This window comes from Paenibacillus sp. plas6 (assembly GCF_057221655.1).
In genome coordinates this window covers 3,392,614-3,407,608 of the sequence record NZ_CM170151.1, presented here as the reverse complement: position 1 = coordinate 3,407,608, position 14,995 = coordinate 3,392,614, and the positions used below count along the sequence as shown (strand labels likewise).

The following is a 14,995-nucleotide window of genomic DNA, read 5'->3' as shown; positions in this document are numbered from 1 at the left end:
CCATGAACTTTCCATAAAAATTACTAATAAATGAGTTAAATACTTTTAATTATTCATCTCAAATTGCGATTGATCGCTTATAACGCCTCCAAATTCACCGCTAATGAGCGGTATTCCAATCGTCAGCTCATAGTCTCCAGTCGTCGAGCTTTCATGTAAAACTGCTTGCAAATTCGCCATTTTCTCATTGTTTAGCCAGCGATATTGTTTAATGCGTGAAGAAAACATTGTAGTGCTGATTGTTCCTCGATCTTTATATTCCTCAACCATTTGTGCTACCGCATATTGTTTTAAAGTTTGCATAGCATTGCTATCATTAGCTTTTCCGTACACTTTCATACTCATTTGCACATTATGATCTTTTTCATGTAATGTTTGCTGAATATTAGCAACCAATTGAGTTAGCTCTGAAATGCTATCTAGCTCAGCGCTATCTAGTTGCAGGGTAATGGTAAGCTTCTCTGCAAGCTTGTCCTGTTCTGTACGAACCAACCGCATATAGCTGGAAGGAAGCTCCAGTTTACCGTCAATTACTTGACCATTGCTGCGGATATTTTTTGCTAATAGTTTTCCCTTTTTTGTTCTAAAAAATTGCTCTGCAAGTTGCTCCATAGTGTCTCGCTGCAACAATACATCCCAACGAAAAGACCACTGACGCCCTTCGTCCTGCAGCAGTTTATCTCCCCAGTCAGTAAGCAACGCTAGATCTTGCAGTACCGGCTCATCGTTACGGCCAGCACTTGACTTTTCCTGAATCCACGCTGTTAGCATTAAAGCCCCAACAAGAAGAAAGCTTAATAGCAGCCTCATTGTTCCCTTCTTGCTCCCTCTTCTCGTTTTCTTTTTATTATTATGCTTATCGTAGTTAGGTTTCATCATATAGATCATTGCAATGCCCCCTAATCCGAGATTTTCAATATACATATACTAGATGGGAGCGTAACATCCTCCTGACAAATGGGCAGTTTCGTACGACATTTCAAAAGCAAATTCCGCTATTCTTTTTCAATTAGACATTGCCCCCACAATTGCGACATTTCATAACGAAAACAGGCAGGTTGGTAGCGTCACTTCACTTCTCTTCACCTCAATTCAACAGAAAAAAGCGTTAGTGACATTGCATTTTCCACGCAATTTTTCACTAACGCTGCTTAATAAACGGTATATTTATTCTTCTGCAATGCCATGCTTATGTGCATAAATGGCTGCCTGTGTCCGATCATCGACTTCTAATTTGTTAAATATGTTCGTAATATGGAATTTTACCGTTTTTATTCCGATAAATAATTCATCTGCAATTTCTTGATTCGACATACCTTTTGCTAAACGTTTAAGTACATCCATCTCACGCTCTGTTAATTGCTCGTGTAGTTTTACGGTAGGTTCATTTTTCGGCTGGCGTAAGCGGCTCATCATTTTTGCTGCCACTTGCGGTTCAATAACAGATTGTCCACGCACTGCTGCACGAATTGCATTCGCAATTTCCGTTGCTCGCGAAGTTTTAAGTAAGTAGCTAAACGCTCCAGCCTCAATGACAGGATAAAGCTTACTATCATCGATAAAACTAGTAAGTACAATAATTTTACAATCAGGGTGAACTTCCAAGATTTTTCTTGTCGTCTCCACTCCATCCATCGGTTCCATTACAAGATCCATCAGTACAACATCTGGCTTATAGTTAGTAGCAAAACGAACTCCATCAAGACCGTTACTTGCTTCACCTACAACTTCTATGTCTTCTTCTGTATCAAGTACTGCTGCTAAGCCAATTCGAACCATCTCATGATCATCTACTAATAATACGGTTATCGGTCTATCCATAATTGAGCTCCTCTCCTTACACCTTGCTTCCTACTAATGGAGGCTCATAAGGAATCGTAACATAAATTGCTGTTCCCTCATTTTCCTCAGAAATAATACGGAACTGCCCTCCTAATTCGATAACTCTTTCCTCCATCGTAAGTAAGCCATATGAGCCTTGCTTGCGTGTATTAACATCAAATCCAACTCCATCATCCTGAATAACAAGATGAACATTTTGCTCAAGCTTATAAAATTTTATGAGCATATGCTCTGCCTTCGCATGGCGTAATGCATTGGACAAAGCTTCTTGAGCAATACGAAATAAATGATCCTCATTTTCTTGACGCATAATTATCGTATGATCCACATCCACTTGGATTTTCATCGTAATTTTTTGCTCTAATTCGTTCACTAAAGCAATCAAAGCTTGCCCCAAGCTTTTTCCATCAAGATGAGCAGGACGTAAATGCAGCAATAGCGCGCGCATTTCCGATTGTGCAACTGAAGCCATCTCCTCAATAAGCTGCACTTGTCGACGTGCTTTCTCTACATCGATAGCAATCGTTCGGCTAACTGCCGTTGCAGTCATCGAGATTGCAAATAGCTGCTGACTTACCGCGTCATGCAGTTCTCTTGCAAGCCTCTGTCTCTCCTCGATAACAGCATTAAAGCGAACCTGCTCACGCCAAAGCCGTTCTTCTTCATCTACTATCTCTCCGCTATCCTGTTCCGGTTCCCCATTTGCAATCGTAATCGGTGAGTATTTGCGTTTTTGTTGCGTAAGCTTTTGAAGCTTCGCCTTTAATCTGGAGTTCATATAATACTGATATAGTGCAGAAATTGCAAGTCCTATCCCCACTACAGCTAGGCTTACAACCCCCCAAACCCCGCGAAAGCGAAAAATATCTAAAATGCCAACTGCCTGTAAAATAATGATTGAAAAACTTCCGATAATTAACAACCATAAAGTTGTTTCTAATAGCTTACGTCTTTGAATTTGCTTCTGCTCATTTCTCATATTTTCATTATCTTCCACAGCGTCAGCACTCCTTAACCCACATCTGCTTTATACACAGGAAAGAGCAGACCGATATCGGTCCGCTTTCCCCTATACCTATATATAGTTTACGCTTAAACCTTACTCAGATTCAGTTCCAGTTCCATTAAGCTTGCTTTTTAGTTGCGCTAACTGCTCATCAACTTTCATTTGACGTTCAAGGTCTGCTGCAGATAGTGGTGCTGTTGCTGCAGTGCCTGTTACAGAATAGCTGCTATAAGGTGTACGAAGCACATCAGCCTCAGCTTCTAGCTGCATAATTTTTTCTTCCATACGTTGGAAGCCTCTTGCTGCAGTGCCGCTTTCAATACCGCGTTTAGTTGAAACTGCAGACATTTGCTTTTGTGCTTTTGCAATTTGTGCACGAGCGGCAAGCTCATTACGCTTGTTACGAAGTTGATAAAACTCATCCTTCATTGTGTGCAATTGCATTTTTAGCTCCTCAGCATGAGCAACTGCATTAGCATGAAGCTCTGTATATTCAGCAGTTTTTTGCTCAAAGTACAATTTTTCTTCAAGCAATTTGCGAGCAAGCTCCTCATGATTGTTGCGAAGCGCCGCTTCAGCTTTTGACTCACGATCCTGTGCATTGCGGATGCTGTCATCTAGGCGTGCTTTCAAGCTGCGCTCGTTAGCAATTTGCTTAGCAACTGTAACCTCAGCAGTATGAATTTCTGCTTCCATATCACGCAAATATTGATTTAACATTACTACTGGATCCTCTAATTTATCCAACCAATCATTTAAAGATGCCTTTGTCATATCTCTTAATCTTTTGAAAATACTCATGTTATTTTTCTCCCTTCTCTAACTTCTCAATTTTAGCTTTAAGTTCTTCAATTTCACGTTTTAGTGCTTTTTTCTCCAAATCATCCATCATTTTGTCAGTAACTTGTGGATCCTGAAAATTCCCATTCATTTGTGGACCAGGATTATAATATTGTGTATTCGGATTACCATATTGCGGACCAGGATTTTGGTAAGGTCCCCCTGCATTCCAATGACCATTGTAGTTGGAATGTGGTTGATGCGGATCATGATACCCGTATGGATTGCCTCCTAAAGGACCAGGTCCAGGTCCACCAAATGGCGGAAAATAGTCTGGTTTTTTCGGAACTACCATACTTACAATGATATAAACTACAATCAATGTTCCGCTTGAGAAAACAGTTAATACAACAAATAAGATACGTAACAATGTTGCATCAACGTTTAGCAGTTCGCCAATTCCACCACATAGCCCTGTGAATATTTTATTTTCTCTTGAGCGATATAGCTTCTTCACAGAGACCATCCTTCCTTGTTAAGCTTCTCTTTTAATTGTTGCAGCTCGAGATCAACTTCTGCTGAACGGATATTGCTGTGCAAGCTCTGTCCATAGTTGCTATTGGTCTGACGAACTTGACGCAAAGCTTGAGTTTCAAGCTCCATATCTTGAATGCGGGATTCCATTCTTCTCATCATTTCCCCTGGTTGCTGTGAGCTATTAAAGCTCATTCGCTCATTCAAGCGACGTTGCAGACGAATCGTTTCCATTCGTGCTACATAATAAGCACGCTTATCATATACAATTTGATACTCCGAACGAAGCTCTCTTAGTTGAGCTTCTAGCTCAATTAAAGCGTCATTGCTTTGTTGATATAAGCTGCGATAATTGTTTGCAGTTTCTTGGATTAATGCTTTTTCATTAAGTAATGAACGTGCAATTCCTTCTTCTCCTGCTTTTAGAGCTATCATGGCTTGCTTTTCTTTTTGCTCAATTTGTTGCTCTGCTTGCAGCCATTGCGCTTTTAACTGATTAGTATGTGCGATATATTGTTGTTGCAGACGCTCTGCTTGAATAATGTCATCTCTCGTTGCCCAAAGAAACTGGTCAATAAGCTTGACTGGATCTTCAGCCTGTTCTAGACGATCATTCAAAGTCGCTACAGAAATATCGCGAATGCGTCTTAAAATTCCCATTGCTTTAACCTCCTTCAAAAAACTGCTCGCATTTCACATTCTAGTAATGATAACGAGATTTTCTGCTTAACATATAAACACCCGCTGCGATTAGAACGAACGGCAAGATGATTGCCAGTATACCGCTAAGCTTTGCAAAAAGTATTAAACCACCAATACCTATAAAAATTGTACCGATTACTTTCCGTCCATTTAACCAGCCAAGAATACCACATCCTATTAGCAGGAACGGAAGAAAGAAAACAAATATATTTCCGATATTGATGTGCAAAATTCTTAAAGCAAGCAGTCCTCCGACTAAAATACTTGCAATACCAATTAAGGTTTTATTGCTCAAATTTTATCACCTCATTTTGTAAGAATTAAATTGGTCATGCATGTTGTTTGTTGTTTGCTATTGCTTATGTACTTAGTATAGATGGAAATAACAATAACCAAAACGGACTATCGACGGTTTTTGACCTAGACCATGGTCGAGGTAGTTTATCAGTACTAAGTCCGAGAAGCTCTAAGTCTGCTAGAAAACTAGCATTTATTAGTAAGGAACAAGAGCATTCCATCGACAAAAAGAGCCCAACCTGCAGTTCAACGTACGCGGTCGAGCCCGATAAATTAACTGGAGCATTGTATGCTAATTTGAAAATATTAAAATAGCTTTTACGAAACATGTTTAATTACTCATTGAAATATCACTTTCCTTCTTCGCTAAATATTGATTAAATTGCTTTTGCTTTGCGGCAATTATTTTATCGATTCCGGCAATTTTTAGCTTATTAATATATTCTGGCAACACATCATCAGGATCAACAGATCCTGACTCGAGCGCTATTAAATATTGCTTATCTACGTTAACTACGGCTGCAATCTCATTCTTCACCTCATCACCATCAAATACAAAGCCTAGCCCAGGTGAAACAACAGCGCCCTCGTTAAATTCCCTAAATTGATCCCATTTATTTGGATCCTCAGTATCCCATAAATAGTTTAAAAACTGATTGCCAAGCATCCATTGTGCGCCGGGACTATAACGAGAAGTGGCATCAGTTTGTGTAATCATATTATCAGTTATCTTCTCATAATGAATGCCTTCAATGCCAAAATTCAATAGATTGTTTAAATAACGGTCAGAGTGAAGCAAATTTATTAGTTGCATTGCAAGCTCTGGATGACGTGAAGTAGAGGAAATAGCCAGCATTGAGCCAGTAGTTTCTGAGGTAGCGAGGGATTTTGTATTTAACGCAATTTGACCTAACTTGCCTGTAAGCCCTGTTTGCACACCTAATTCTTCTGCTTTCCCCGGCTTTAACGGTGAAACAATCGAAAAATATTCATTCGATGCGAGCGCATCATTGACCATCATTTGTGTAGTAGCTGCATCCTGATTAATGTATCCTTTAAGATAAAAATCTCTTGCAAAATATAAATGATCGATGTAGCGTTCGATTTCATACATTGGCTTAACGATTGTCGAAGTATCATCTTTTAATATGTAGCCTGGAATTGAGGTATCACCAAGTGCATCAAAATTATTTAGGTAATGCGAATTAAAATTTTCTCCATCCTTCACAAACAGCGGCGTAATCGATGGCATCTTCTTTTTAATCACGCTATAGACAGCATCCAAATCGGCAATTGAACTGACCGAGTTCATATCAAGTCCAAGCTGTTCCGCTATATCCTTCCGATAAACAATTCCTCCTTGTGAAGCAAATTCTTTATTCGTCGGTATCCCGTAATTAATGCCATCAATTTGAGCACTTTCTAATATAAGCGGATCCAGCGTTGCAAGTATATCCTGTCCATACTGTGCCAATAAATCATTTAATGGCAGGAAAGCACCTTGAGATACGTTAAACGAATACTTGCTCCACTGAGAAGTAAAAATAACATCAACTTCTTCGCGAGATGCAATGAGGATGTTTAGCCGATTATCCCATGATCCCCAATCTAGCACCATTAAATCAAGTCGAGCATTTAGCTTCTCAAGTAAATATTTACTAGCCTCTTCCTCAACAAGCGCTTCATCTAGCTGAGGTGTACCGATATAAACGAGCTTTAATGTATATGGTTCCTCTTGTGTAAGTGACAGTTCGTTTAAAACGCTTTCAATATTCTTGGAATTATAGTCTGTATGATTGGCCTTTGAACAGCCTATCACATTGAGGAGTGCTGTGATTCCTATTCCTATGGCTATTGCTTTAAACGATTTACGCAATCTCACTAGCTTCACCTCACGCATCAACCTATACCATTATTTTATCTGATTGGAAATGATTTTCAAGCTATGAGAGGCTTAGAACGATAATTCTTGCAAATATTAATGCTCAACGCTAAGGAAAGTATCCTCGTTCCGACACTTTAAAGAAGAAACTTCGTAACTTAAATGGTTGCCAGTATTTTTTAAGTGTTCATTAGGTTCAGAGGATACTTTCCTGCGCTGGTAGCTATTAATGAAATAGCGGTGCTAAAGATTCTACTGCGGATCTGCCGATATGACGCCATTTGTCGGCGTCTTCGATATAATCATCAGGATCAATCGGCTTCTGGAACTGAGCTAATCCCATTGCGTTCAGCACGCTAAAGTTACTGTCATCGCGGTCAATTCCAGTATGGACGAGATGCTTCATTAGTACTGGTTCACCAAACTCTAGAAACGCATCATCACGATCTAGTTTGCCATGAATCGTATAAACAGGCAGCCGAAGATAGACTGTCTCTCCTTCATGCTGAAATAAAATATGGTCAAAAAAAGCTTTATGATATTCCCAGTTACCATTTAACACAAAGCCGCGTGCCTCAAAATCTTGACGTATTTCACCAAAGTACGCTTTCTTTCCTTCAATAAAAGTAGATGGAATAGATAGCATATTTCATCCTCCTTCAATTGTTTTTTCATATATTTTCAGTATGTACAATTTCCATAAATTAATAATGATAAAAAAAGAATGTTCAGATAAAATCTCAGCTTAGTGCTGAAAATCTGAACATTCTTTTATATATTTTATAGGCGCAGTATTATTTTAGTTTATTGCTTAGCAAGAAAATCATCAAATTGTCTTTGTTTTTCTGCAATAACTTTATCTAGACCAGCAGCTTTCAGTGCATTTAGATATTCATCGATTACATCATCAACATTAACAACACCGTGATCAATAGCGTCTTGGTATTGCTTCATTACGTTTACAAGTGCACCAACTTCATTTTTAACTGGCTCACTGTCAAATACGAAGCCAAGTGCTGGAGATTTAATAGCACCTGTATTAAACTCTTTGAATTTCTCCCATTTTTGAGGATCTTCTGTGTCCCATAAGTAGTTCAAGAACTGATTACCAAACATCCAGCCATGACCAGGGTTGTAATCGCCAGTACGATCAGTACGAGACATAATTTCACCGTTTAATTTGTAGTGAACGTCTTTTATTCCGAAGTTGATTAAGTTATTAATTTCTTTATCTGTATGAAGCAAGTTAATAAACATCATTGCACGTTCAGGATCTTTTGATTTGGAATGAATACCTAGCATTGAACCGGCAGTTTCAGAAGTAGCAATTGTTTTATTTGTTAATTGGATTTGTCCAAGCTTACCGCTCAAGCCAGCAGCCGCAGCGACCTCTTCATCTTTACCAGGTTTTAGCGATTCAACTGACGAGAAAACAATACCTGCTTTCCATGCATCTGCCGATGATACTTGGCTAGTAGCTGCATCTGCATTGATATAGCCTTTTTTGTAAAATTCATGAGTTAAGCGGGAAGTTTCCAAGTAACGCTCAGTAGTTTCAACAGCTACAACTGTTGTATCAGTGCCATCCTTAAAAATTGCCCCAGGTATTGTCGCATCACCTAAATAATCATAGTTACCAAAGAAGTGTTCGTTAAATGTATTGTCTGATTTTGACATATATAGCGGCACCAAATCGGGACGTTTCTCTTTGACAACCGCATATACTGCATCAAGATCAGCGATCGATTTAACTTGACTCATATCAATTCCAAGCTCTTCCGCTACATCTTTACGGTAGACAATACCACCTGCTGCAGCAAGCTCTTTCGTAGTAGGTACGCCATAGTTTACACCATCAATTTTTGCACCCTCTAGGAATGCTGGATCTTGTGTTTCTAAAATTCCTTGTCCATGTTTCTCAATGAGATCATTAAGCGGCAGAAATGCGCCTTTACCAACATTTTGAGCATGACCATTCCATTGAGCAGTGAAAATAATATCAACAGGTTCACCGGAAGCAATCATCAAATTCACTTTTTCATCCCAGCTCCCCCAATCGATTGGCATCAAATCAATAGTCGCATTAATTTTTTCAGTTAAAATTTTATTAATTGCTTCTTCTACTAATGCTTCATCTTTCTGTGGCGGACCTGGATAAACGATAGATAATTTGTACGGTGCTAGTTCGTTGCTTTCACTCTCGTTCCCAGAATCATTTTGATTGTTATTTGGGCTGCTTCCTTCACTAGTAGGCTTTGGAGTAGATTCATTGCCCGCTCCATTATTGTTGTTACCACATGCACTTAAAGCTAATGCTGTGACAAGCATAAGTGATGCTAATAATTGCGCACGCTTTTTGATTTCCATCTTGTCATTGACCTCCCAAATCATTAAATTTATGCTAACCAGCTAAGCTGGATATAGCCTTAAACTTGAAATCTGCCTTATTTCACAGTCAGCCCATTAGCTCTTTACCTCTGATGATCAACCTGTAATAAGCAAGCCTTAACCCTTTACTGCACCAACAGTTAAGCCTTTGACAAAGTACTTTTGGAAAAATGGATAAGCAAACACAATTGGACCAATTCCGACAATAACCATTGCCATGCGCACGCTTTCACTTGGGAACTTGAATTCCCCGCCCGCAGCACGGATTGCTGCAGCAGCCGTGCTATTGTTAGCCAAATACTGAATGTTCATCATCGTTTTGTACATCAAATATTGAAGTGAAATATTTTGCTCTTTTGTAATAAACACAAGACTAAGGAACCAGTCATTCCAATATGTTAAAGTTTGGAATAAAGCCACTGTCGCCATTACTGGAAGTGACAGCGGCAAGACGATTTGAAAGAAAATTCGCATCTCGCCCGCGCCATCAATATTGGCAGATTCTAAAATTGCTTGTGGAATCGTCGTTTGAAAGAAGGTTCGCGTAATTAGCACGAAAAATGCAGCAACTAAAAGCGGTAAAATCAATGCCAGCATTGTGTCCTTCAATTCTAATAGCTGCACATAAACGAGATACCAAGGTACTAATCCGCCATTGAACAACATCGTAAAAAATACGAAAAAGGTAAAAAACTTAGCGTGCGGAAAGTCTTTTCGGGATATTGGGTAGGCATAAAGCGCGATAATAATCATACTTGTAATTGTTCCAATAACCGTAACAGCAATGGAAACTCCATAGGCTCTAAAAATCGCTGTAGCATCTTTAAACAGAAACTCATAGGCATCCAAGCTAAACTCGCTTGGCCAAAAACGATAGCCCTCGCGAATAATCGCACTTTCACTTGTAAATGAGACCATAATGACCAAAATAATTGGAATAACACAAAGTAACGAGTAAATGATAAACATCGTATGAACACCGAACGTTGCCAGTATAGGCAGCCGATTTTTCGGATTAGCAATATGCACTGCCTTTTCTGTTTTAGCGCTCATAACGTCACCTCCTAAACGAGTAAATAATGTAGTTAGAACAGGGCGTTATCGCTATTAATTCTTCGAACAACCCAGTTGGACAGGAAGACTAGAACAAAGCCAACTACGGATTGAATTAAACCTGCAGCCGATGATAAGCCGATATCTCCAACCGTGATAAAGGTACGATAGACGTAAGTATCAATGACGTTCGTTACTGGGAACAATACGCCAGACTCACGTGGTACTTGGAAGAACAAACCAAAGTCAGCATTAAAAATTCGACCGATTTGCAGTAAGGTCATTATCGTAATAATGGGCGCAAGCAAAGGAATCGTAATTGTGAAAATCTGTTTAAATTTGCTTGCACCATCAATCGTTGCTGCTTCGTAATATTCATCGTCTATTCCAATAATGGCTGCCATATAAATAACCGTGTAATAACCCATATTTTTCCATGTGTTTACTGTAGATAAAATATACGGCCAAACTTCCTTCGTGAAATACCAATTTAACGGTTCAAGCCCAAGCGCCGGCAATAAAGATTTGTTAAAGTACCCATTTGCATCACTTAGGAATCCGAAAACCAAATAACTAATGACTATCATTGAAAGAAAATAAGGTAAAAACATTATCGTTTGATGCAGTTTTGCTAAGAAACGATTTTTAATTTCATTGAGTAAAATTGCAAAGGTTAAAGGGAAAATTAAGTTGAGGATGATAAATGCGCTGTTATAAAGCAATGTGTTGCGAATAATAATCCATGAATCCGATGTCAAAAATAAATATTTGAAGTTTTCAAACCCGCTCCACGGACTGCCAAGAATACCATCGGTATAGTTAATTTTCTTAAAGGCGATGATAATTCCGAACATGGGAATGTAGTTATTAATGATTAGGATAACTAATGCTGGCAGCATCATAATGTAAAACATCCAATATCTCCTAAACATTAACCGAAATGACGCTCGCTTCCTCTTCGTCTGCTTTAAACTTTTCGAAGCCAAATCAATCTGCATACGCTCCACCCTTTCTGTCATCTTCGAGCTTGTTACTGTAATCAAATTGTATAAAAAAAAGACACCGAACATTGTCGGTGTCGTGACCTAATTAACGCTATCGTGACTTTAATCCTCTCGGTTATACTATTTTATACTTTGCTATAGGCTTTACGATATTCCTGCGGGGTAAGACCCGTTGTCTTCTTAAAAAGCTTGGAAAAATGCGAAATATTGACATAGCCAACCTCATAGGCAATATCGCTTACCTTATCATTGCTATATTCCAGCCTTTCCTTCGCTTTATTCATGCGCAACTTAACCATATAATCAGTTAAGCTCATTCCTGTCTCACGGCGAAACAATCGAGATAAATATGCGGGATTCAAATAAACCTGCTCTGCTAGTTTTTCTCTACTAAACTCTTGATCCAAATTAGCCAGCATATATTGTCTTACTTTTTCTACCACTGTCGATACTTGCTTGCCTTCAACACTGATATACTGGATAATTTGACTGCAAACAGAAAGCGTCCATTGCCGCAGGCGAGCTAGCGATTTTACGGTTCCTTCGTTAATCTCCCATGCCTGCTCCTCCATAATATCCGTGCTATTAATCCCTTTCGCTTGCAGCCATTGAAGTATGCTGTTCATAAAGCCAAAATAAAATGCCATTAGCTCATGGTAGCCTACTTTTGCCTGCTGCATTTTATCAAAACAAAGATTGATTTGATAGTTTAGCTGAGTTAACTTCCCTGTTTCCAGCAGCACAATCCAATCTGGAAAATGAACAGCAGCAGCAACTGAAGCTTCTCCGCGACTAGTCCCCTCCTGCTCTAACCTTACTGTGCATGATTCCGTTACATTTTGCTTTTCTAGCTGCAAAAGTGCCCTAACGCTTTCGCGAATGTTCTTAAGCGGAACGATCTTTCCGATATAACAGGAAATATATCCATGCAAATACTGGAGACAATGCTTGATAAAGCCGTGAGCTAGCTGCTGTAACTTCTCCTGCTGCCCCTCCTGCGGATGATAAATAATTAAATATAAAAGGCCCTGCCCATCCTGAATGCAATGCCCCTCTGTATGATCGCTAAGAAAATATTCCTCTGCTACATTTTTAATCGCATAAGTCATAATCTCCTCGTCACGAGCCGACCATTCCTCACGCCAACGTTCAATGCTGATTTGCATAAGCAAAATATAACTATCGGCTTCAAGCGGAATGCCGTAATTACGCATCGCCGATTCAACATAGATCGAATCTAGCAGCTGACGATAGTGAATAACATCCTGCCAAAAACGTTCAATAAGTAGCGGTCGCTGCAGTTGCCATTGCTCGTAAAACTGATCATAGGTTGCTTTTATTGAATCTAGTGAAGCCAGTTCATCTGCTTTTAAATAGGCGTCATGTAATGCCTGCTGCAGCAAATTATGATCGATTGGCTTAAGCAAATAATTAAAGCTCGCTAGTTGCACAGCCTGCTGAGCATATTTAAAATCAGCATGCCCTGTCAAAAAAATCGTAACGCAATTGGGCACATTATCGTTTATCCATTCCAGCAGTTCAAGACCATTTTCATTAGGCATATCAATATCAGAAAGCACAACATGTACCTGTTTATTAGTCATAATATCGCGTGCTTCTTCTGCATCTAAAGCGGTATAAACTTCCCCATATTGCAGTTCATCCCATTTAATTCCTTTAATTATGCCGCGAATTGCAATTTCCTCGTCATCAACAATTAATAAATTATAGCTCATTGGCTTCACTCCTCGACTATTGGAAATGTAATTTCAACTACAGCTCCGCTATCTTCTGCTTTATTGTAAAAATTAATTTTTGCTTTATCTCCATACAGCAATTCTAGTCGTTCAATCACATTACTAATGCCTAAACTGCGCCGCTGTTCATCAACAATCGCTTCACGACGTTGCAGCTTTTCCAGCACCTCTTGTGAAAATCCTGCTCCATTATCTGAAATACAAATTGTAAAGCTAGAATCCGATTCTCTTTTTGCGGCAATTTCAATTCGAAATAGCTGTTTGCGATTTTTAAATCCGTGAATAATTGCATTCTCGATAAAGGGCTGGATTGTTAAAGCTGCAATTGGATAATTGAGAAACGGCTCTACATCTTGAATGCTCATCTCAAGTCGATTGGGAAACCTAAGCTGCTGAATAATGATGTAATTTTCAATATGTTTTAACTCTTCGCGCAATGTAATCATTTCTTGGTTAGCTGTCATAATAAAGCGAAAGTAATCAGCAAGATGAAGCGACATCTTTTTTACCGATTCCATATCCTCTAGCACTGCAAAGTTATAAATGATATTCAATGAGTTCATATAAAAGTGCGGATTGATTTGTGACTGCAATTGCTTTAGCTGACCCTGCTTGACTCGCAATTGCTCCTCGTAAACATCAATTTTCAAATTTTTCACTTGTTCTGCCATATCATTAAACGTATTGGCTAAAAAGTCGAATTCTATCGTTCGATTGCCTTTTAGTCGAACTTCTAAGTTACCGAGCGATATTTTTTTCATTCCCAGCATAAGCTCATGCAATGGCTTAAACAGCATTCGTTGCATAAACAGCACATACAAGCCAAGCACAACAAGAAAGAAAATTGGCGCTACTAGCGTAGCATTGCGAAAAAATAACAGCTCCCGAACAAAGGTTTTTTCTGGAATCGCTAAACGATAAGCAATATCAGCTACATTGCTAAATTGATCCATAATCACATAACCTTTATCATTGTCGCTCGTATTAGGAGAATCTGTTAATAACGTATCAATTTCCCCGTCTGTTGTCTGATAAATATTACTAAAGCCAATTTCTCCATCACTCCATTGAATTAACAGCAGCTCCTGAATATCGGCAAGCGAAACAATTGCTCCAAAAAACATGTTTTCGCTAACTTTTATATAATTAATTAAAAAATATTTACCTTCTATCCGTTCACTCTCTCCGATGTACCAATTCGTTTTGCCAAACTGGAACATGCCTTGCTGCATTGATTTTTGCTCTGCCATATGCTCAGAAATGAGCTTAATTGTTTCACTGTATATGCTTTCTGTACCGAAAATAGTATCCGCCGGCTGATATAAAAAAACAGAATGAAGCAAATTGTAAACACCAACATCACGATTTAACTTAGCATCGATTCTTACCTTCGTTAATGTATACTCATTGCTTCCGATTGGATACGAACTAAGTAAGCCAATATCGGAATCTAACACTGCCATCTTATAGAGATAATTGTCAATTTGCATCAAATAATGATCGATTTGACCAGCAAAAATATTAAGCGTATTACTGTAAGTTTCCGATACTTTCATTCTAACTAATTCACGGGAAAGACTGTTATTAATAAGCATATAAACAATAACAGGAATCATCACTAACACATATCCTATCGTTAACCGATTTTTGACAGAATTATGAAAGCGCATTCAATAACCTCATTTCTCATTAAGCTCAAATGTATATCAACCTTTTCTTCATCTATTAAATCAAAGCAAAAAAAACTAAT

General features: G+C 38.7%; 15 protein-coding genes. 1 reads left to right on the top strand and 14 read right to left on the bottom strand.

The window, feature by feature from the left end:
• Positions 1-45: 45 nt before the first annotated feature.
• From AC2TDL_RS15075 to AC2TDL_RS15045, 7 genes are all read right to left on the bottom strand, one after another.
• Positions 46-888, bottom strand: coding sequence for a YwmB family TATA-box binding protein (locus tag AC2TDL_RS15075; protein WP_484696895.1), 843 nt, complete (start codon positions 886-888; stop codon positions 46-48).
• 279 nt (positions 889-1,167) lie between these two features.
• Positions 1,168-1,821, bottom strand: coding sequence for a response regulator (locus AC2TDL_RS15070; protein WP_484696894.1), 654 nt, complete (start codon positions 1,819-1,821; stop codon positions 1,168-1,170).
• A 16-nt stretch (positions 1,822-1,837) separates the two neighbouring features.
• The gene (locus AC2TDL_RS15065) at positions 1,838-2,839 is read right to left on the bottom strand and encodes a sensor histidine kinase (protein WP_484696893.1); all 1,002 of its coding nucleotides are present in this window, start codon (positions 2,837-2,839) and stop codon (positions 1,838-1,840) included.
• Between the two features lie 102 nt (positions 2,840-2,941).
• Positions 2,942-3,649, bottom strand: a complete 708-nt coding sequence (locus AC2TDL_RS15060) for a PspA/IM30 family protein (protein ID WP_484696892.1) — start codon at positions 3,647-3,649, stop codon at positions 2,942-2,944.
• A gap of 1 nt (position 3,650) precedes the next feature.
• The gene (locus AC2TDL_RS15055) at positions 3,651-4,154 is read right to left on the bottom strand and encodes a PspC domain-containing protein (RefSeq protein WP_484696891.1); all 504 of its coding nucleotides are present in this window, start codon (positions 4,152-4,154) and stop codon (positions 3,651-3,653) included.
• Positions 4,142-4,822: a PspA/IM30 family protein gene (locus AC2TDL_RS15050; RefSeq protein ID WP_484696890.1), complete on the bottom strand. Its 681-nt coding sequence runs from the start codon at positions 4,820-4,822 to the stop codon at positions 4,142-4,144. The genes AC2TDL_RS15055 and AC2TDL_RS15050 overlap by 13 nt, the downstream gene beginning before the upstream one ends.
• Positions 4,823-4,862: 40 nt before the next feature.
• Positions 4,863-5,159 carry a LiaF transmembrane domain-containing protein gene (locus AC2TDL_RS15045; protein ID WP_484696889.1) on the bottom strand — a complete coding sequence of 99 codons (297 nt, stop codon included), beginning with the start codon at positions 5,157-5,159 and terminating at the stop codon, positions 4,863-4,865.
• 50 nt (positions 5,160-5,209) lie between these two features.
• On the opposite strand from AC2TDL_RS15045, the gene AC2TDL_RS15040 reads away from it, so the two are divergent.
• On the top strand, positions 5,210-5,476 hold the full coding sequence (locus AC2TDL_RS15040; RefSeq protein ID WP_484696888.1) for a hypothetical protein: 267 nt from the start codon (positions 5,210-5,212) through the stop codon (positions 5,474-5,476).
• Between the two features lie 16 nt (positions 5,477-5,492).
• Here AC2TDL_RS15040 and AC2TDL_RS15035 read toward each other — a convergent pair whose 3' ends face one another.
• The 7 genes from AC2TDL_RS15035 to AC2TDL_RS15005 all read right to left on the bottom strand — a co-directional run bounded on the left by AC2TDL_RS15035 (position 5,493) and on the right by AC2TDL_RS15005 (position 14,915).
• A complete protein-coding gene (locus AC2TDL_RS15035) occupies positions 5,493-7,052 on the bottom strand; it encodes an ABC transporter substrate-binding protein (RefSeq protein ID WP_484696887.1) in 1,560 nt (519 codons plus the stop codon).
• Positions 7,053-7,269: 217 nt separating this feature from the next.
• The gene (locus AC2TDL_RS15030) at positions 7,270-7,689 is read right to left on the bottom strand and encodes a YugN family protein (RefSeq protein ID WP_484696886.1); all 420 of its coding nucleotides are present in this window, start codon (positions 7,687-7,689) and stop codon (positions 7,270-7,272) included.
• Between the two features lie 158 nt (positions 7,690-7,847).
• Positions 7,848-9,410 carry an ABC transporter substrate-binding protein gene (locus AC2TDL_RS15025; protein WP_484696885.1) on the bottom strand — a complete coding sequence of 521 codons (1,563 nt, stop codon included), beginning with the start codon at positions 9,408-9,410 and terminating at the stop codon, positions 7,848-7,850.
• A gap of 138 nt (positions 9,411-9,548) precedes the next feature.
• Entirely contained in the window at positions 9,549-10,484 is a 936-nt protein-coding gene (locus tag AC2TDL_RS15020; RefSeq protein ID WP_484696884.1) for a carbohydrate ABC transporter permease, read from the bottom strand.
• Positions 10,485-10,516: 32 nt separating this feature from the next.
• Positions 10,517-11,416, bottom strand: coding sequence for an ABC transporter permease (locus tag AC2TDL_RS15015; protein WP_484696883.1), 900 nt, complete (start codon positions 11,414-11,416; stop codon positions 10,517-10,519).
• Between the two features lie 197 nt (positions 11,417-11,613).
• Positions 11,614-13,224, bottom strand: coding sequence for a helix-turn-helix domain-containing protein (locus tag AC2TDL_RS15010; protein ID WP_484696882.1), 1,611 nt, complete (start codon positions 13,222-13,224; stop codon positions 11,614-11,616).
• Positions 13,225-13,229: 5 nt separating this feature from the next.
• Positions 13,230-14,915, bottom strand: a complete 1,686-nt coding sequence (locus AC2TDL_RS15005) for a sensor histidine kinase (protein ID WP_484696881.1) — start codon at positions 14,913-14,915, stop codon at positions 13,230-13,232.
• Positions 14,916-14,995: the final 80 nt, after the last annotated feature.

Coding starts and splice junctions, on each gene's coding strand:
- AC2TDL_RS15025 (WP_484696885.1), bottom strand. CDS start 9,410: ATGGAAATCAAAAAGCGTGCGCAATTATTAGCATCACTTATGCTTGTC.
- AC2TDL_RS15010 (WP_484696882.1), bottom strand. CDS start 13,224: ATGAGCTATAATTTATTAATTGTTGATGACGAGGAAATTGCAATTCGC.
- AC2TDL_RS15075 (WP_484696895.1), bottom strand. CDS start 888: ATGATCTATATGATGAAACCTAACTACGATAAGCATAATAATAAAAAG.
- AC2TDL_RS15015 (WP_484696883.1), bottom strand. CDS start 11,416: ATGTTTAGGAGATATTGGATGTTTTACATTATGATGCTGCCAGCATTA.
- AC2TDL_RS15050 (WP_484696890.1), bottom strand. CDS start 4,822: ATGGGAATTTTAAGACGCATTCGCGATATTTCTGTAGCGACTTTGAAT.
- AC2TDL_RS15030 (WP_484696886.1), bottom strand. CDS start 7,689: ATGCTATCTATTCCATCTACTTTTATTGAAGGAAAGAAAGCGTACTTT.
- AC2TDL_RS15070 (WP_484696894.1), bottom strand. CDS start 1,821: ATGGATAGACCGATAACCGTATTATTAGTAGATGATCATGAGATGGTT.
- AC2TDL_RS15055 (WP_484696891.1), bottom strand. CDS start 4,154: ATGGTCTCTGTGAAGAAGCTATATCGCTCAAGAGAAAATAAAATATTC.
- AC2TDL_RS15060 (WP_484696892.1), bottom strand. CDS start 3,649: ATGAGTATTTTCAAAAGATTAAGAGATATGACAAAGGCATCTTTAAAT.
- AC2TDL_RS15020 (WP_484696884.1), bottom strand. CDS start 10,484: ATGAGCGCTAAAACAGAAAAGGCAGTGCATATTGCTAATCCGAAAAAT.
- AC2TDL_RS15005 (WP_484696881.1), bottom strand. CDS start 14,915: ATGCGCTTTCATAATTCTGTCAAAAATCGGTTAACGATAGGATATGTG.